General features: G+C 61.2%; 14 protein-coding genes. 4 read left to right on the top strand and 10 right to left on the bottom strand.

Going from position 1 to position 19,451, the window contains the following annotated elements:
• Window positions 1-24 precede the first annotated feature (24 nt).
• From ACOY6C_RS09735 to zapE, 10 genes are all read right to left on the bottom strand, one after another.
• Window positions 25-234 (bottom strand): hypothetical protein, encoded by a 210-nt coding sequence (locus ACOY6C_RS09735; RefSeq protein WP_420905276.1) that lies wholly within the window; start codon window positions 232-234, stop codon window positions 25-27.
• Between the two features lies 1 nt (window position 235).
• Window positions 236-2,359 (bottom strand): exonuclease domain-containing protein, encoded by a 2,124-nt coding sequence (locus ACOY6C_RS09740; RefSeq protein WP_420905277.1) that lies wholly within the window; start codon window positions 2,357-2,359, stop codon window positions 236-238.
• A 6-nt stretch (window positions 2,360-2,365) separates the two neighbouring features.
• The gene (locus ACOY6C_RS09745; RefSeq protein ID WP_420905278.1) at window positions 2,366-2,743 is read right to left on the bottom strand and encodes a response regulator transcription factor; all 378 of its coding nucleotides are present in this window, start codon (window positions 2,741-2,743) and stop codon (window positions 2,366-2,368) included.
• Window positions 2,744-2,763: 20 nt separating this feature from the next.
• Window positions 2,764-4,257: a putative nucleotidyltransferase substrate binding domain-containing protein gene (locus tag ACOY6C_RS09750; RefSeq protein WP_420905279.1), complete on the bottom strand. Its 1,494-nt coding sequence runs from the start codon at window positions 4,255-4,257 to the stop codon at window positions 2,764-2,766.
• A gap of 284 nt (window positions 4,258-4,541) precedes the next feature.
• On the bottom strand, window positions 4,542-6,236 hold the full coding sequence (locus tag ACOY6C_RS09755) for a cation acetate symporter (RefSeq protein ID WP_420905280.1): 1,695 nt from the start codon (window positions 6,234-6,236) through the stop codon (window positions 4,542-4,544).
• On the bottom strand, window positions 6,233-6,553 hold the full coding sequence (locus ACOY6C_RS09760; RefSeq protein ID WP_420905281.1) for a DUF485 domain-containing protein: 321 nt from the start codon (window positions 6,551-6,553) through the stop codon (window positions 6,233-6,235). The genes ACOY6C_RS09755 and ACOY6C_RS09760 overlap by 4 nt, the downstream gene beginning before the upstream one ends.
• Window positions 6,554-6,773: 220 nt before the next feature.
• Entirely contained in the window at window positions 6,774-8,714 is a 1,941-nt protein-coding gene (acs, locus tag ACOY6C_RS09765; RefSeq protein ID WP_420905282.1) for an acetate--CoA ligase, read from the bottom strand.
• Between the two features lie 685 nt (window positions 8,715-9,399).
• A complete protein-coding gene (locus tag ACOY6C_RS09770) occupies window positions 9,400-9,861 on the bottom strand; it encodes a DUF3592 domain-containing protein (RefSeq protein ID WP_420905283.1) in 462 nt (153 codons plus the stop codon).
• Window positions 9,862-10,242: 381 nt separating this feature from the next.
• Window positions 10,243-11,541 carry a citrate synthase gene (gltA, locus tag ACOY6C_RS09775; RefSeq protein ID WP_420905284.1) on the bottom strand — a complete coding sequence of 433 codons (1,299 nt, stop codon included), beginning with the start codon at window positions 11,539-11,541 and terminating at the stop codon, window positions 10,243-10,245.
• Window positions 11,542-11,689: 148 nt separating this feature from the next.
• Window positions 11,690-12,715, bottom strand: a complete 1,026-nt coding sequence (zapE, locus tag ACOY6C_RS09780; RefSeq protein WP_420905285.1) for a cell division protein ZapE — start codon at window positions 12,713-12,715, stop codon at window positions 11,690-11,692.
• A gap of 599 nt (window positions 12,716-13,314) precedes the next feature.
• Here zapE and ACOY6C_RS09785 point away from each other — a divergent pair.
• From ACOY6C_RS09785 to ACOY6C_RS09800, 4 genes are all read left to right on the top strand, one after another.
• Window positions 13,315-15,126 carry an FAD-dependent oxidoreductase gene (locus ACOY6C_RS09785; protein ID WP_420905286.1) on the top strand — a complete coding sequence of 604 codons (1,812 nt, stop codon included), beginning with the start codon at window positions 13,315-13,317 and terminating at the stop codon, window positions 15,124-15,126.
• 4 nt (window positions 15,127-15,130) lie between these two features.
• Window positions 15,131-16,192 (top strand): NAD(P)/FAD-dependent oxidoreductase, encoded by a 1,062-nt coding sequence (locus ACOY6C_RS09790; RefSeq protein WP_420905287.1) that lies wholly within the window; start codon window positions 15,131-15,133, stop codon window positions 16,190-16,192.
• Window positions 16,193-16,241: 49 nt separating this feature from the next.
• Complete coding sequence (locus tag ACOY6C_RS09795; protein ID WP_420905288.1) at window positions 16,242-18,020, top strand: 2-oxoacid:acceptor oxidoreductase subunit alpha; 1,779 nt, start codon at window positions 16,242-16,244, stop codon at window positions 18,018-18,020.
• Window positions 18,021-18,555: 535 nt separating this feature from the next.
• On the top strand, window positions 18,556-19,419 hold the full coding sequence (locus tag ACOY6C_RS09800) for a thiamine pyrophosphate-dependent enzyme (protein ID WP_420905289.1): 864 nt from the start codon (window positions 18,556-18,558) through the stop codon (window positions 19,417-19,419).
• Window positions 19,420-19,451 lie beyond the last annotated feature (32 nt).

Here is a 19,451-nt window from a genome sequence, read left to right on the forward strand (position 1 = left end):
AACGATCCACTGCCAGGACATCGCTCAGCCCTTGTCGCCGGGCAGTCGCCGCATGATCAGGGCGATCGACACGACGAAACCTAACCAGAAAATGAATAGATAAAACCACAACATCGGCACGCCCAGGACCATCCGTTCCTGGCTGAACAGGGCGATCAACGGATAGTTGATCGCCAGCACCCCAAGCACGGCCAACACCACCAGACGCTCCCTGCGACGTTTCATCATCGGCATGTCAGTAGTTGGCCTCCGCCTGCTGACGACGGATCCGCACCATGCTGTCCGAGGCCTGCATGGCCAGACCCAACGAGGAAACCCCCTTGGCCTTGAGCATCACCAACAGTTTCAGAAACACATCCGCCGTGACCATCGCATCGCCCATGGCGGTATGGCGCAGATGGATCTGCACATCCACCCCCAACCGGTCCGCGATGGCATCCAGGGTGTGATCGGTCACCTCGTCGTGCAGGTAGACCGACAACAACAGAGTATCGAGAACCGGGTTGTCGAACCGCAACTTGCAACTCTCCTCCTTGAGTTGCAGGAAACGCATGTCGAAGGCGGCGTTGTGGGCCACCAGAACCGCATCGCCGACAAAAGCCTTGAACTGCGGCAGCACCTCGGTGATGGTCGGCTTGTCCTGCACATCGGCATCGGTGATGCCGTGTACGCGGGTCGATTCGGCGGGGATCGGACGACCGGGATTCACCAGACGCTCGAACCGCTCACCGTACAACACCCGGCCATTGACGATGCGCACTCCGGCCATGGAGATGATCTCATCCCCCTTCGAGGGTTGCAAGCCGGTGGTTTCGGTGTCGAACACCACATAGCTCAGATTGGCCAGCGGCATGGCCAGACGGGTGCCCAGGGAGCTGAAACTGTTCATCAACGAAAAATCGTAGAACTCCGGACGCTCGGAGATCTCCACCACATGGAACTGCCACTGTCGCGCCGAGGGGGCCACCGGCAAACGCAGCATGGCATGCCCCGGACGGCGGTGCGCCTGACTCCAGATTTCGCAACCGTGCCGCTCCAGGATCTCCTCCAGACGCATCACCGCGCCACCATCCTCGAGCTTCTCGGCATGCCACGACTCGACGATGCGCGCCGAGATCGCCGAGCCGGGCCAGATCAGATCCAGATAGATCCGATGATTGCCCATCAACGCCTCGATTTCGATCTCCACCGGCCCGGCGTGAAACCGGATCTTGGCGAGCATGCTCTCCAGGGCCAACAGCAGTGCCGGGGCATCGGCCTGGATCCACAACGCCTCACCCACGGCGCGCACCGACATGCCGTGATGCCGTTCCATGCGTCGGTTCAACGCCTCGATCAGATCCGAGGTCAACACATCGTTCAACACCCAGTGTTCGGCGGCCAGGGTATCGGCCTCGGTGGCGATGGCATCCAGTCGCACCGAAAGCTCCGCCACCTCGTCATGCATCACCTTGACGAACTTCTCGCGCTCCTGGTGATCCATGTCGTCGTGATCCATGAGGGTCTCGGCGGCAGCGCGCAGGTTGGCCACCGGACCGCGAATGTTCTCCAGGGTATGACGGATCAGCCGGTCGCTGCGGCGCAGACCGGAGACGCGCCGGGTCGCCTCCTCGAAGGTGATCAGATAGTAGTTCTGGTCCGCCCGTTGACAGGGAAAGAGGCTCATGGCGCAATCGAGCATCACATCCTCGTGGAGGGCCGCGCAAAAAAAACGGGCATCCCCCTTGTCCGCGCACCCCTCGGGAGAGGCGTGACAGCGGTTGAGGAACTCCATGGTGGTCTCCAGAGGCATGCGGGCGCACAGTTCGTACAGGGAGCGACCCAACCCCAGGGCATCCTGGCGGGTGCGGAAGAGATTCTGGGCGGCCAGATTGTAGAGCACGATCCCGGCATCGGCGTTGATGACGATCAGCCCCACGTTCAGGTGCTTGATCACCTTTTCCAGCCGTTCCAGCCCCTCGACCTGATTGGCCAACGCCTCGCCCACCTGCCGCCGGGCGGAAAGCAGCGCGGTCCCCACCTGTCGGACCGCGTCGGGCAACTCTCCCAACAGGTGATCGGGACGCAATTGGATCTCGCGGGCCGGATCCGCCCCGGCGATGATCCCCACATCACGGGTCACCTGGATCATCGGCTTGAACACCGCGCCATCCAGCCAGCCCCAGATCTGCGCCAACACCCCGAAAATCACAAACACCAGCAACAGCAGATAAACCAACTGGCTCTGCAACCACGCATACGTGGCGGCATCCACCTCGGGCATGCTCCGCGACGCCTCCCAGACGATTCCGCCCAGCCCCCCCAAGGCCAACAGCAGAAAGATCCCCAATATCCCCCAAAAACGACTACGAATATTCATGTTCCATCAATCGTTGGACAATCCCAGCATGGCACGTACCTTGAGCACCAGTTCACGGGTGGCGAAGGGCTTGGTCACATAGTCGTCCGCACCCAGGGCCAACCCCTTTTCCTGCTCCACCTCGCGTCCCTTGGCGGTCAGCATGATGATCTTCACCCCCTGACAACGCGGATCGGCGCGCAACGCCTCGCACACCTCGTAGCCGTTCTTCTTGGGCATCATCACGTCCAACAACACCAGATCCGGTCTTTTCTCCTCCACAGCCAGAAGCGCGGAGTCTCCATCCCCCACCGAACGCACCGAAAAGCCCTCTTTCTTCATCAAAAACTCCAAGGACAAAACGATATTCGGCGCATCATCCACAATCAAAATCTCAATCGCCATTCCCGGCTCCCCCACCGACTCTATTGCAACTGCCTCAATCTGAAATGGTGAATCATCAAATCCTTGAACCCATCCACCACCACCAGGGAATCTCGCAGATACTCCTTTTCGAGTCTGCCGAGATTCTCGATTAGCAAATAATCACCCTCTGCCCCATGTTTCAGATGCGGATCCAGCTTCACCCGCACCCGCAAGGCGCTCAGAAAATCGAACGCATCGATCAGATCCGTGCAAAAGGTGCTCTCGAGCACCCCGCGCCGCGCCAGACCGCGGATGCGATGGATCGTGTTGGGATCCTTGATGCGATGCTCGAGGGCCAGACTGCGCACCCCGTGAACGATCGGAAACACGCCTCCTCTTTTGAGATCGATCTGCCCCTGTTTGTTCCCCTTTTCCACGATGAACCGATTCAAAAATCCCAGAGGGGTATCGAATGTCAGGATCGGCTTGGCGAAATGGGCGTAAAAACTCGGGTCGCTCGGCAGATTCTCCAGCATGAAATCCCGCGCGCGCTGGAACAGGATGTTTCGTCCCGCCATGGGACGGGCATCGAAAAAAATCGCCAACTGCATCAGGTTGGATGGGGATGGCTGGCGAATCCAGGATAAAATCAACCGTTCATAGTCCGCGACCCGTCCGCACCATTGCGGGTTGGTCATCATCACGTTACCCGGACAGGGGGGATATCCCAACTGAGCCATGGCCGCGGTGAAAGCATGGGCAAAGGCTTCATACGCCTCGGTGGGGCAACTCTCGTCGGCGATCATGGCATTGTCCTGATCGCTCTTGGTGATCTGCTCCCCGCGTCCCTCACTCCCCATCACCAGCAGACAAACATGATCCAGAAGCTCCGGCGGGGCCAGCAGATGGGCAGCCTTCTCATAGACCTGACGATCCAGTTCGCGCACCAGGCGACCGATGTGACGCGCCTTGAGCCCTTTGGTGACCAGTGACTCGACCATCATCGGCTGATGGCTGGTGGCATCGGCCAACTCGGCGAGCGTCGTGGCCCGCAGAATACGCTGAATGGTGAGGGAGGCGTGGTTGGTGAGAAAGGAGAGGAGTTCAGTCAAACCCAGGATCCCGACCACATGGGCGCCCGAGCCGATCACCACGCGACTGATGCCGCGCTTGGTCATGGTCAGGAGGGCCTTGAAAAGCAACTCGTCCGGCGATGCCATCACCAGCTTCCAGGTGGAGATCGGTCCGATGGGGGAGTCCACGGGCAGTTCGGAAAGGGCCAGAGCGTCGCGGATGTCGGCGCTGGTCAAAACCCCGTGACGGGTCTCGTCGCGAACCAGGATCGCGTCGATGCGACGCGCGCGCATCTTGGCGGCGGCATCGCGAATCGTGGCGGTCGCATCCAGAATGACCGGTTTGGTCAGATGCAAATCGCGAATGCGCGAGGTGAGCAGTGGGGAGTCGGAGTTCTCGGTGTTTTCGGAGTCCACGATGCATCTCTTCAGGGGCTGTTGACTTGTGGCATCCGTGGCCTTGATACGGCGATTCGACACCCGCGCGCCGCCCGCCTGCGACCGCACAGAGCCGAACCACGCGCGTCATGCCTTGTCCGAAGACGCGTTGCCATCACATGTCAACACGCCCTCTGGCCTGACAAATGGCCGACCCCCTGCATGCAGGGGGTCGGCGGAAACAACATTTCAACCTGCGCTTCCGGTCCGGGAACGGAACCGCTCCCGGATCGGATTTTCTCAGGCATCAGTGACCGGAAACAACATTTCAACCTGCGCTTCCGGTCCGGGAACGGAACCGCTCCCGGATCGGATTTTTTCAGGCATCAGTGAGCGGAAGCTCCGGAGGCGCCGATGCCGGTTTCGCAGCGCACGTTCTGGGCATCGTAACGGGACCGCTCAAGCTGCGCCTGGGCGCTGTTGTCGAGCTTGGAACCGATCCAGCATCCCAGGAACGCCAGGGACATCGAGAAGATGGCCGGATCCTTGTACGGGAACAAAGCCTCCTTGTTGCCGAACACATCCACCCAGACGGTCTTGGAGAGCACCACCATGGTGATGGTGGAGATCAACCCCATCGCACCACCGAGGACGGCGCCACGGGTGGTGAGGTTTTTCCAGTAGACCGACAGGATCAGGATCGGGAAGTTGGCCGAGGCGGCGATGGCGAAGGCCAGACCCACCATGAAGGCCACGTTCTGCTTCTCGAACTGGATCCCCAGGTAGATGGCGATGACGCCGATCACCAGAGCGGCGATCTTGGAGATGCGCATCTCGGTCCGCTCATCCACGTTGCCCTTTTTCATGGCGCTGGCGTAGATGTCGTGAGAAACCGCAGAAGCGCCCGCCAGGGTCAGACCCGACACCACCGCGAGGATGGTGGCGAAGGCCACGGCGGAGATGAAGCCCAGGAACAGGTCACCACCGGTGGCATGGGCCAGATGGATGGCCGCCATGTTGTTGCCGCCCATCAGGGTTCCCTTCACCGCGTCGATGTAACGGGCTTCCGGGGCCACCAGCAGCACCGCGCCGAAGCCGATGATGAAGGTGAGGATGTAGAAGTAACCGATGAAGCCGGTGGCGTAGAAGACCGACTTGCGGGCCTCCTTGGCGTTGGAAACGGTGAAGAAGCGCATCAGGATGTGGGGCAGACCCGCGGTACCGAACATCAGGGCCAGACCCAGGGAGATGGCCGAGAGTGGATCGGTGATCAATGCGCCTGGGGCGAAGAGATCCTGTCCTGTCGCCACGATCTTCTTGTGGTCGGCCAGAATGCTCGCCTTGATACCCTCCTGGGCGGTGCTTAAGAAGTACTCCAGGTTGAAGCCCGCGTGATTCAGGGCGCCCAGGGCGATGAAGGTGGCGCCGGAGAGCAGCAGCACGGCCTTGATGATCTGCACCCAGGTGGTGGCGATCATGCCGCCGAAGGCCACATAAAGGATCATCAACACGCCAACGACCACCACCGCGAACTCATACGGAAGACCGAAGAGGGTACGGATCAGCTGACCCGCGCCCACCATCTGCGCGATGAGGTAGAGAATGACGGTGCAGATCGTGCCCAGGGCGGACATGGTGCGCACCGGCACCTGAGACAGACGGAAGGAAACGATGTCCGCGAAGGTGTAGCGGCCCAGGTTACGCAGCTGCTCGGCCATCAGGAACAGGATGATGGGCCAACCCACCAGCCAACCCACCGAGTAGATGAGTCCGTCGTAGCCCTTGGCGAACACCATGGAGGAGATTCCCAGGAACGAGGCTGCCGACATGTAGTCGCCGGCGATGGCCAGACCGTTCTGGAAACCGGTGATGCCGCCACCGGCGGCGTAGAAGTCCTTCGTGGATTTGGTGCGCGCGGCGGCCCAGTAGGTGATGCCCAGGGTCACGGCCACGAAGATGAAGAACATGATGATGGCGGTGATGTTCAGGTTGCCCGCCGGCTTGGGCGCGTCGGCAGCCCAGAGGAGCGAGGTCCAGGATCCGGCGACTAGGCCGGATGCGAGAGCCGTCAATTGCTTCATTTCGTCTCCTCCTTGATCTGACGATTCAGTTCATCGAACTCGGTGTTGGCCCGGGCCACATAGATGCCGGTCAACACGAAAGCCGAGACGATGACCCCCACTCCGATCGGAATGCCGATCGAAATGACGCTTCCAGCCATGATCTTCGTGCCGAGGAATTTCGGTGCGAAGGCCACGATCATGATGAAGGCGTAGTAGATGAAGAACATCATGATGCTCAAGGTCCACGAGAACTTGGAACGCTTGGCCTTCAACTCCTGATACTTGGGATTGGTATGAATTCTTTGGATGAGCTGTCGTTCAGCATCTGTACTCATGGGCAGTCTCCTGTTCGAGTGATTGACCTGCTCAAGGCTCCCCTCGTTATCCGCGTGCGTGGTGCGGTTCCCGCGCCAAAAGCTTAGCCTGTTTAATCTGGGAACGTCGATGAAGGAAGCCCAAACGGCGCCTCCACCGACGCATACCGGGTTCGCGCCACCCGATGGGCAGATACCGGTCGGTCGCCAGCCGACCGACCGGTGATCTTCAGGCAACCGATCAATTGGTCGGAATGCGTTCGTCGATGAGCTTCTGAACCACGCTCGGATCGGCCAGGGTGGTGGTGTCACCCATGTTTTCCAACTCGTTGGCGGCGATCTTGCGCAGGATGCGGCGCATGATCTTGCCGGAACGGGTCTTGGGCAGGCCGGGAGCCCACTGGAGCACGTCGATGTGGGCGATCGGACCGATCTCCTTGCGCACCAACGCGCCCAACTCCTTCTTCAGGGCATCGGTCGGGGTCTCGCCCACCATCAGGGTGACGAAGGCATAGATGCCCTGACCCTTGATCGCATGGGGATAACCAACCACCGCGGCCTCGGCCACCTTCTCGTGCAGCACGAGGGCGGACTCGATCTCGGCGGTGCCGAGGTTGTGACCGGAGACGATGATGATGTCATCCACGCGTCCGGTGATCCAGTGGTAGCCATCCTCGTCGCGACGGCAGCCGTCGCCGGGGAAATAGCGGCCCGGATAGGCGGCGAAGTAGGTGTTGAAGAAGCGCTGATGGTCGCCGTAGACGGTGCGCATCATGCCCGGCCAGGGATGGGCGATGGTCAGGATGCCGGCGGTCGGACCCTCTTGCAGAACGCCCTTCTCATCCACGATCTCAGGCTGGATGCCAAAGAACGGCAGGGTGGCCGAACCCGGCTTGGTGGCGATGGCGCCCGGCAGCGGCGTGATCATGATGCCGCCGGTCTCGGTCTGCCACCAGGTATCGACGATCGGGCAGCGCCCCTCGCCCACCACATGATAATACCACTCCCAGGCTTCCGGATTGATCGGCTCGCCCACCGAACCGAGCAGACGCAGCGAGGCGCGACTGGTCTTTTTGACCAGATCGTCGCCCTGAGCCATCAGCGAACGCAACGCGGTCGGGGCGGTGTAGAAGATGTTGACCTGGTGCTTGTCGATCACCTGCCAGAAACGCGAGGCGTCCGGATAGGTGGGGATCCCTTCGAAGATCAGGGTGGTGGCGCCGTTGGCGAGCGGACCATAAACGATGTAGCTGTGACCGGTGATCCAGCCCACGTCGGCGGTGCACCAGTAGACATCGCCGTCGTGATAGTCGAAGACATAGCGATGGGTGATCGAGGCATAGAGGATGTAGCCGCCGGTGGTGTGCAGCACGCCCTTGGGCTTGCCGGTGGAGCCGGAGGTGTAGAGGATGAAGAGCGGATCCTCGGCATCCATCGGCTCGGCGGGGCAATCCGCAGAAGCGGCGGCCACGACATCGTGATACCAGACGTCACGGGCCGGATCCATCGGCATCGGGGTGCCGGTCAGGCGCACGGTGAAGACGGTATGCACGGAGGGGCAGACCTTGATCGCCTCGTCCACGTTGACGCGCAACGGGATCTTCTTGGCGCCGCGCACACCTTCGTCGGCGGTGATCACCGCACAGCTCTGGGCATCCTGGATGCGATCCTTCAACGACTCCGGCGAAAAACCGCCGAACACCACCGAGTGAACCGCGCCGATGCGGGTGCAGGCCAGCATGGCCACCGCCGCCTCGGGGATCATCGGCATGTAGATGCAGACGCGATCGCCCTTCTTGATGCCACGCGCCTTCATGGCGTTGGAGAAGCGACACACCTCTTCATGCAGCTGACGGTAGGTGATCCTTTTGGAGTTGTTCGGGTCATCCCCTTCCCAGATGATCGCGGTCTGATCGCCACGGGTCTCCAGATGGCGATCCAGACAGTTGTAGGAGACGTTGACCTGCGCCCCCTCGAACCAGCGGATGTGCGCCTTGTTGAAATCGTAGTCGAGAACCGTATCCCACTTCTTGAACCAGTGGATCGTCTTCTCGGCCTGCTCGGCCCAGAACCCTTCTGGATCCTGAACGGAACGGGCGTACATGGCATCGTATTGCTCACGATTGATCCATGCTTTGGAGGCAACCTGAGGGGGTACGGAATAGATCTTGTCACTGCTCATACCATGGACTCCTTGGAAACGTGCTTTGCTCGGGTGACATTGTTGGAAGTGATATTCCTCGATTTACAACCGGCAGTACCATCATGGAAAGATGATCATGGTGCAATGCAGCATAATTCTCGCTCCAATTATGGTGCAATGCAGCATCAAACCCTTTGTGTCCCCCGGGAATTCTAGGCCTTCCCACGCGAACCGCCTTGAATTTTCCTCGTTCGGTTTACAAAACGAGTATCCCGCCCTCACGGGAAGCTATACATAAGGGAAGATCAAGATTTTGTCAAAGTTAATTCGCGATCACTCCTTTCCATGCTTCGAAAAATCCCTGTTGCGCTGCAATAAAACCCCCTCCGGGAGATCGCTTGCAGACAGAAATATTAAATTTTCCTTAACAGGATCCTGAAAAGAAAATTCCAAATCATTTCAAAGGAGATCGCGTGCGCCGCTCCGAAGGGAACGGGCTCGTCGTCAATCCTTGTGAACCAGCATGGACTCTGGATGGGAAGGGAATGCGGGAGAGCATCACGCGACCCGACACACGGCGTCGGCGGTGATGAGCATGGCGAGAATGACCTTCACCCGCGCCACGAGAAGTCCGTGGCACGGGGGTGTTCGAAACGGATTCCGGGATGACCGGTTTGCACTTGTCCATCGAGTTCCCCCCTCCATGGTTGATACGGGCCAACGATCACGTATCGACTGACGACTCTCCCTTGATTCCAAGAAAATAACGCACGGCCAGACAGATCACGCCGACCATCAAAAAAATCAGACTGCCACCCGCGGAAGGGGTGGTCTCCAGAACCGACTCTTGCGGAAGAGCCGGATCGACCCGAACCTGAAGAGGCTTATCCACCGGATAGCGACGCACGATCCGGTCGGCGAAATCACCTGCCACGAACGTCTGATCGCCAACGCCGAATTCGACCCGCCCGGAGCGCCAGAGACGCTTGTCGAAAACATACACATATTCCACGCGGGTTCGATGCAGCCAAGCCCCCCAGAACGTTCGCGGGCCGTCCGAGGGGGCAAGGTGACGCGACTGCACCACCTTGCCCTCCACGACCGGCCAGGATCTTGCCTTGTACGCCTGCCACCAGGGTTCGGCGCCCGCGAGAATGAAGAGCACGCCAACCAGAAGAAAAACCATGCGTGCGGTCTGGTGAGGACGAGACCGTTGATCATCCCGGTGGGGTGGTAAAACGCGGGGAGCGCGCTTTTGGAAGGAGTCTCCAGGAGGCGACGCATCCTGGTACGCGTGCTCGTCGCCCACGCGCACCAGAGATCGCCAATCGACCGGACCCATGCCGCGAAAAGCCGTCATGAACATGGTACACTCCGTTTCATCCAACAAACGACACGTTTCACCACCCTCCGGGATCCCGAAGAACCTGCTGACCGCATGACAGGGGGGAGTCCCCCTCACCCCGCCCCAACCAAGGGACCCCCCCCCTAACGGGTGTTCCCTTGGCGACTCAATCCGCTTTCAGAAGCCCTTGGGGAAACCCCAAGCGGGCGCGCTCCTGGCGACTCAATCCTCTTTCAGACCCGAAGGCGGCACATCCCGGCGCGCATGGCCGGTATAGAGCTGTCTGGGCCGACCGATCCCCTCGTCCGAACCGATCATTTCGTTCCACTGGGCGATCCAGCCGATGCTTCGCGACACCGCGAAAATTACCGTGAACATATTGGTGGGGATCCCCATGGCCGAAAGAATCACCCCGGAGTAGAAGTCCACGTTCGGATAGAGCTTCTTGCGCACGAAATACTCGTCCTCGAGGGCGATCTTTTCGAGTTCCAGGGCAATGTGGAACAACGGATCATAAACATACCCCATCGCATCCAGAATCTCCTTGGCGGTCTTGCGCAGAATCTGGGCGCGGGGATCGAAGTTCTTGTAGACCCGATGGCCAAATCCCATCAAACGGAACGGATCGTTGGGATCCTTGGCCCGTTTGATGAACTCGGGGATGCGCTCGACACTGCCGATCTCGCGCAACATCTTGAGCACCGCCTCGTTGGCCCCGCCATGAGCCGGCCCCCACAACGAACCCACGCCCGCCGAGATGGCGGCGAACGGGTTGGCCTGGGAGGAACCGGCCAGACGCACCGTGGAGGTCGAGGCGTTCTGCTCGTGGTCGGCATGCAGGATCATGATCTGATCCATGGCGCGCGCCATGACCGGGGAGACCTTGTACTCCCCGCACGGCGTGGCGAACATCATGTGCAGGAAGTTCTCGGCGTAGGTCAGCTCATTCTTCGGGTACATGAACGGCTGGCCCATGTAGTACTTGTAGGCCGCCGCCGCGATGGTCGGCATCTTGGCGATGATCCGGAAGGCCGAAACCAGACGGTGACGGGGATCGCGAATGTCGATGGAGTCGTGATAGAAGGCCGAAAGAGCGCCCACCACCCCAACGAGAATCGCCATGGGATGGGCATCGCGCCGGAACCCCCGATACATCTGTGCGAGCTGTTCGTGCATCATGGTGTGGTTGGTGACGATGCGGCGGAACTCCTTGTTCTCCGCATCGGTGGGCAACTCGCCGTTCAGCAGCAGATAGCAGACCTCCAGGTGATCGCAACGGTCCACCAGTTGCTCCACCGGATAGCCGCGATACAACAAAATCCCCTCCTCGCCATCGATGAAGGTGATGTCGCTTTTGCACGAGGCGGTGGAGCGGAAACCCGGATCCAGGGTGAACAGTCCCAGATCCCTGTAGAGATGGGTGATATCGAAGACGGCGGGCCCCTCGCTTCCATGCAGAATCGGGAATTCGACTTCGCGGTTGTTGCGGTTGTCGCGAATGGTGACGGTATCCTTGGACATTCATCTCTCCTTGACGTGGGGCTTTATATACAAATAACCGTGCAAACTGGATTGAATGGAGGGAGGACCCCCTCACCCCCCGACCGCGCCCCTCCCTGACGGGAGTTTCACGGCAGAAACGAAAGAACACACCCTCTGGATCTTGCGATCAAACCTCTCCCAGACGACTCAACTCGTGTACGCGCGACACCGACCGTCGCCAGGCAAAAGCCGCCGGACCCTCGGGACAGGCTTCGTCCAACGCGACAGGTCCGCGCACCCGCAAGGGGATGCGATGTTCATACAACAGATCCACCAGCACCACGAAGCGCATGGCGGCATCGGCATCGTCCGGAGACAGCTCGGGCACTCCGGAGATGATCACGGTCTTCGCCCTGGTGCAAAGATTCATGTATTCAGCCCGTCCGAGGGCGGTGTTGCAGAGCGCCTCGAAGCCGAACCAGAAAACGCCGTTCTCGATTCCCTGGGCCGCGACACGCACATGACGCAACTCGATGCTGGTCGGGGCGGGGTGATGACCGCTCAGATGGGTGAACAGCTCCTCGGCGCCCAGCGTGGTGGCATTGTGCGCCCCGGCGACGCGGCGACGCCAATCGACGCCGGAGCCCAACTCGCAGACATGGATGCGGCTTTTGAGCCGATCGATGAACGGCAACACGCTCGCACGGTTGAAGCCGTCCTGAAACAGGTAGTCCGGCGCCCAGTTGGAGGTGGCGCACAGGGTGACCCCGCAGTGGTGCAACGCGGAGAGAAGGCGACCCAGCAACACCCCATCGGCGATGGTGGTGATGTAGAACTCGTCGAAGCAGAGCAGACGCGCCTCGCCGGAGAGCTGGCTGGCCACATGCAGCACCAGATCCACGCCGCCCGGCGGCTTGGCGTGGTGCAGGCGATGGTGCAGCTCTTCCATGAAGGGGTGGAAATGGACGCGCCGTTTCTCGGCGATCGGCACGCTGTCGAACAACCACTGCATCAAGAGGGATTTGCCGCGACCCACATCCCCATGCAGATAGACCCCGCGCACGTCCGGAAGATCGCCCTCCACGCCACGCCACACCTCGACCCCGCGCCACAGGGTGCGATGGACCGGACGACGCACCCCCTCGGCCACACGATCCAACAAGGGCAGCACCGCTTCCTGAACAGGATCACGCTGAATCGTCCCTTGTTCCACGGCCCGACGCCAAGACCCGCCGGGTCCGGAGGGCGCGTTCTGGACCGGTTGTTCCGGCCATGGCTCCTCCCAGGGGAATAACGCTCGCGAATGCCCGGTCACGGAAAACCTCCTCCAGGAGCGAAAAAAAATAACACTAAAAGTAGGAAAAATATATTTAATGGTTGATAAGTTCTATTTATCTAAAAACCTGCCCTTGCCATCCTATTATCGAAACCGAATCTATATCAGGAGAGTCTAATATCAATAAAAGCGAATATTAGTAAGGCCTGATATTGGCTTGTTGTAGAATCACGCCACCCCCTGCAACCATCCACTCGGTCAGAAATGGATGATACACGACTCCATAAACGATTTGAAGGAGTTTATTGCGTCGCAACGAAATTTTTCTTGCACTATTGCCAAACCCTCTGCATTCTATTGACGCGACTGCCGGGAAGGGATTCAACCTTCTGTCCCCGGATCGCCCTGAACAGAAAAAAATTTTTTGCGGCGCATCATAGTTCCGCTTGACTTTGTTTTCCCCGCCCTGCTAGGCTCCCACTTCGTCCGGCAGGCCGGATAACGCTCTCCTCGTCTCTCGTTCCTGGATGCTGACCATGCGCGGCGAACACGTTAGTCCTCAAAAGACCGATTCCTCCCAAGGCTCGTCACAAGGTGGAGTCATTCACTATTCTGATGATCCCCGTGATGCCGGCTGGGTCAAACAGAACATCCCCTGTCAAAGCGCCTGTCCGGCAGGCACCAACGTTCCGGCCTACATCCGCGCCATCGCCGAAGGCAAGCATGGTCTGGCCTACGAGATCAATCGCGAGGCCAACGTCCTGCCTGGCGTGCTGGGACGGATTTGCTCGCGCCCTTGCGAGTCGGCCTGCCGCCACGGCTGGTCCGGCAACGGCGATCCGGTCGGCATCTGCAATCTCAAGCGCTCCGCCGCCGACATGAAAGATGTCGGACACCGCATCACCGAACGACTCTACGCCCCGACCGGCAAACGGGTGGCGGTGGTGGGCGCGGGTCCGGCAGGCATCGCGGCGGCCCACGATCTGGCCCTGCTCGGCCACGACGTCACCATCCTCGAGCGCGAGGAGCGGCCCGGCGGCATGCTGCGCTACGGGATTCCGGAGTTCCGCCTGCCGCGCACCATGCTCGACATCGAACTGCACAATGCCCTGCGCGTCGGCGTGCAACTCAAATCCGGCGTCACCGTCGGCTCCGGCAAGGGAGCGACCCGCGTCTCCACCCTCCTGGCCGATTTCGACGCCGTTCTCCTGGCCACAGGCTGCATGGCCCCGGTCCTGTTGCCTCTGCGCGGCATCCCGGACGGAGAGGATCTCTCCCGTCACTGCCAGGATGTCGAGTACGGCCTGGACTTTCTGATGGAGCTGCATCGCGGCCAGAACAAGCGGGTCGGACGCCGGGTGGCGGTGGTGGGCGCGGGATTCACGGCCCTCGACTGCGCTCGCGTGGCCAAGCGCCTCGGCGGACAGGAGGTCACCATCCACCTGCGCACCAGCGAGGAGTACATCCCGGTCACCAGCGAGGAGCTGTTCGAGACCAAGCGCGAGGGGATCCGCATCAAGGGTCTGCGCACCCCTGTGGCCCTGCGCACCGACGAGAACGGTCGCCTGATCGGGGTGGAGTTCATCCAGAACCGCCTGGGCGGGTGGCGCGAGAACGGTCGCCGTCTGGCCACCCCGATCGAGGGATCGGAGTTCGTCGAGAACTGCGACACCTTGATCATCGCCATTGGCCAAAAGACGGTGAACGACTTTCTGGACATGCGCGTGGAACTGGATCGCTGGGGCAACGTGCGGGTGGCCGAGAATGGCATGACCTCGGTACAAGGTCTGTTCGCCGCCGGCGACTATGTTCGCGGAGCCTCGACCGCCATCGAGGCGATCGGCCATGCCCGCCAGATCGCCGACCGGCTCGACACCTGGCTGGTAGGTCGCAAACGTCGCCGCGTGGTCAGCATGGAACCGGTTCCGGCCCCGTTGCGCGAACCGGCCCACGATTTCATCCCGCGCCAGCACATGCCGACCATCCCCCTGCCCGAGCGCCAGCAACTGGTTCGCGAGGTGGAATGCGGCTATACCCAGGATCTGGCCCTGGAAGAGGCCAAACGCTGCTATCTCTGCGATCTGCGCTATGAGATCAACGTCGATCGCTGCATCTACTGCCGCGCCTGCATCGAAGTGGCGCCGCGCAACTGCATCAAGCTGGTGCGGGACGTGGAGATCCGTCCGGACGGCACCCACGGCGCGTTGCAAGAGACCCGCGAATGGCAGCGCGTCGCCGCCATCTGGATCGACAACAACGAATGCATCCGGTGCGGAGCCTGTTTCAAGGTCTGCCCCGTGTCCTGCATCTCCATAACCCGCAACCATTTCGTCACCGTGGATGGATGATGCCATGAACGCTCCGCTCTCTACCGCCTCGGCTCCGCGCCGCTACGTCATCATCGGCAACGGCGTGGCCGGCATCCAGGCTGCCGAACTGCTCCGCGACCGCGATCCCGAGGGGCAGGTAACCATCGTCACCAACAGCCGTCTGCTCTTCTACAACCGCTACCTGCTGCCGCAACTGTTTCAGGGGCACAAGAGCTGGCGCGAATTCCTCACCCATCCGCCGGAACACTACACCCAGCGCCGCATCCAGGTATTGCGCGACTGCCGGGTGGTCTCGGTGGACGCCCGGCGCCGGCTGGTGAAACTGGCCCACAACGAATCGCTCCCCTACGACTGCCTGCTGGTCGCCACCGGCGGACGCGGCCATCTGCCGGAGGAACTGGTGGATTGCCGTGGGATGTTCCACCACTTCGGCACCTACGAGGCGGCCCTGGCCACCCGCAAGGCCCTGCCGGAAAAGGGAACCGTGGTGATGCTGGGCGGCGACATGATCGGTCTGGATCTGGCGCGCACCCTGTTGTCCGTCGAGTGCCGGGTGATCCTGATCACCCACGAAACCACCTTCTGGCCTCACAAGATCACCGCCGGAGAGCGTGCCGAAGCCCTGGTCTCCCTGGAGAAAATGGGACTGGAGATCATCGACGGCGAGGCCGAGGGGGGCGTGGTGAAGGTGGAACCGGGCATGCCGGGTCTGCCGGCGCGACGGGTGGTGTTTCGTCAGGGCAACAGCGTCCATGGCGACGTGGTGATGCCGTTCTACGGACTGACCCCGGTCGTGGAGTTCATGCTCAAGTCCGGGACCGACATCGAGCGCGGCCTGCTGGTCAACACCGCGCTCCTCACCAGCGATCCGAACATCTATGCCGCCGGGGACGTCTGCCAGATCTGGTCCGAGGAGGACCACGCCTACCGGTTCTATTATGGTTACAAGAATGTCCGCGCCATGGGCGCGGTCGCCGCGATCAATATGACGGGGGGCCATGAACAATTCGCCACCACCCAGGAAGAGACGCTCGGGCGTGACGCGCAAGGTCACATCGACTCACCCTTCTGGTCCTGCGATTGAGCGCGCGGCCCATGAAAGCGTCCAGCAAAGCCCCCAAGGGAGCACGGTCATGAACGCCACCGACATCCAAATCGCCATCTGCGGCTCGGCGGGCGACGGCACCATCGCCGCCGGCGACATTCTGCGCAATGCTGTGGCCGCCGCCGGATACCGGGTCATCAGTTTCGATGTCTATCCCCCGGAGATCCGAGGTTTCGGCAAGTGCATCGCCCGCGTGCGCATCACCACCGAGCAGTCCTATTCGCTCAAGCAGCAGTCGGACATCCTCATTTCCCTCGACGACAGCCACGCCATTCCGCATGCCGGCGAGGTCCGGGATTTCGGCGGTCTGATCTTCGAGTCGCAGCCCCTCACCCCGTGCGGCGAGGGTGAGCATATGAGTGGCCATGTGCTGCCCGGTCAGATCCCGTATGGATTTCCGATCCGCGAACTGGCCCAGAAGGCCACCGGCGGGGCCCGATCCCGCAACCTGGTGGTGTTGGGGATCCTGGCCGGACTGCTGGGACTGGCTCCGACCAGTTTTCAGAAGATCATCGAGAAGAAGTTCGGCAAACAGGGCCCCACCGTGGTCGGTCGCAACCTGGCCGGGTTCCAGGCCGGTTACGATGCCGGGGTCTCCACCTTCAAGCTCGACGACGCCTTCGTGAGCCCGATCGACAAGCCCGCCTCCAACGGCAAGGTGATCATGCTTTCAGGCAACGCCGCCGTGGTGCAAGGGTGCATGGACGCGGAACTGTCAACCTTTTTCGGCTATCCGATCACGCCGGCCACCACCATCATGGAGCGTCTGGCCACCGAACTGCCCAAAAAGGGACGTCGCCTGCTCCAGACCGAGGACGAAATCTCGGCCATGGCCGCCACCATCGGCGCCGGCTATGCCGGATCCCGTTCGGCCACCGCGACCTCCGGGCCAGGTCTGGCCTTGATGGCGGAGATGCTGGGTCTGGCGACCATCACCGAAACCCCGTGCGTGGTCTTCGTGTCGCAGCGCGGCGGCCCCTCGACCGGCATGCCGACCAAAACCGAGCAGTCGGATCTGAACGCCGCCATCTACGGCAGTCCGGGGGATTCGCAACGCATCGTCATCGCCCCCACCAACGTGGAGGGGTGTTATCGCTGCGCGGGCAAGGCCTTCGAGATGGCCGAGCGCTACCAAACCCCGGTGATCGTGCTGTTGGATCTCTACCTCTCCAACCGCTACGAAACCGTCACCCTGGCCGCCTCAGGACCGCCGTTCGTGTTGAACGCCAACAAGCCGTTGCGCCGCCTGGAACAGGGCGAGGCCTATCAACGCTACGCCCTGACCACGGACGGGGTGAGTCCCCGCGCGGTGCCGGGTGATGCCAACTGCATGCATGTGATCACCGGTCTCGAGCACAACGAACTGGGTCGTCCCAACGACAGCGAAGAGATGCACGGGGCGATGAGTCGCAAGCGGCACGACAAGCTCCAGGCCGCCCTCGAGCACCCGGATTTCGCCGTGACCAAGCGGTTTGGCGCCTCCGGCAAGGTGAAGGTGGGGATGATGGCCTGGGGATCGACCTTCGGCGAATGTCTGGAGGCGATGTTCATGGCCCAGGAACAGGGGATCTCCTGCGCGGCCCTGAAGGTGGTGATGCTCTCCCCCTTCCCGGTCAAGGCGGTCTCCGCGTTCATGGACGACTGCGACGTGGTGCTGGTGCCGGAGGTCAACTACGAGGGTCAGTTCGCCCATCTGGTGCAAGGCACCCTCGGACGTCCGGTGGTGCGCCTGGCCCGTGTCCCCTGCTCGCCGATGCCGGTGGAGTTGATCGTGAACGAGATCAAACGGTTGGCCGGCGCGGTTTGATTTCGATCCAATTCCGAAAGAACGCGCCTGACGCGTTGTTTCGGATGCATGGTGTGGGATCCCCCCACCCATGCGCTGTGGGAGACTGCCTGGTTCCATCCAGCCAGCCCAGCGGGCCAGGGATGGCCCACCATTCGTAGCCATTGAATCTGTCTGGCGCAAGCCATGCAGCCGACGCGGGCCAGGGATGGCCCACCCGGATCGGAAAATTTTCAAGGAAAGTCCGGAAGAATCCATTCGACCGGACCCGTTGGGTGGTTTTCATGGATGGAACCACCCAACAAATCTCAAAGGCGGCTTGGCAATCGCCAAACCACCGATACGGGCCTGGGATGGCCCGTCAAATTGCATGGCAATTTACCGTGGAACTCCCGAAAGGGGGGCCATGGTACGGGGGTGAGGGAGATCTCCCCCCATCATGCAATTCAGTTCAAGCACGGAACGAAACCTTTTCGAGCCGTGCGCGTTTGGTGATTCCATGGATGGAACCACCAAACAGCCTCTCAAGAAATATAAAACGTCTGGAGAACGTGACATGTCCATTCCCGTGATGCCGGTGTTCGTCGATGCCAAGCTGCGCGAGGTCCAGGAGAGCGGACGTCTGGAGTATCGTTCCAAATCCCTGCCCACCTGGTGTCCCGGCTGCGGTTACTTCGCCATCGTCGAGGGATTGACCCACGCCTGCAACGAAATGGGCATCCCCCGCGACAACGCGGTGGTGGTTTCGGGGATCGGCTGCTCCTCGCGGTTTCCGTTCTTCGTCAACCTCTACGGTTTCCACACCCTCCATGGTCGCGTGCTGCCGGTGGCCACCGGAATCAAGACCGCCAACGACCGCCTGACCGTGGTCGGCGTCGGCGGCGACGGCGACGGGTTCGCCATTGGCGGCGGTCACATCTCCCACGCGGCCAAGCGCAACGTGGACATCACCTACCTGTTGTTCGACAACGGCATCTACGGTCTGACCAAGGGCCAGACCTCGCCGACCTCGGCGGTGGGACTCAAAACCTCCACCTCTCCGTTCGAGAATCCCGAGCGTCCGCTGAATCCGCTCATGATGCTGCTCTCGTATGGCGCCAGCTGGGTCGGACAGGCCTATGCCGGTCATCCGGACCATCTGCGGGAGATGATCACCCAGGCGATCGCCCACCGGGGTTTTTCCTATCTGCACATCCTGAGCCCCTGCGTCACCTTCGACAAGACCAGCAAGACCTACGTCAATCTCGGCATGCAGGTTCGCGACATGCCCGAGGATCACGATCCGGGCGATCTGATGGCCGCCATGCGTCTGGCCCAAAACCAGGAGAATCCGGTCATGGGGCTGCTCTATCAGCAGTTCCGTCCCACCCTGAACGACACCTTCGAGCAGGTGATCGCCAAGGCGGGTGGCAACGGCTGATATCCAGGCGGACGGATCGCCGGATGATCCCG

The sequence above is a fragment of the Candidatus Magnetaquiglobus chichijimensis genome, from assembly GCF_045865675.1.
Taxonomy (GTDB): Bacteria; Pseudomonadota; Magnetococcia; order Magnetococcales; family Magnetaquicoccaceae; genus Magnetaquiglobus; species Magnetaquiglobus chichijimensis.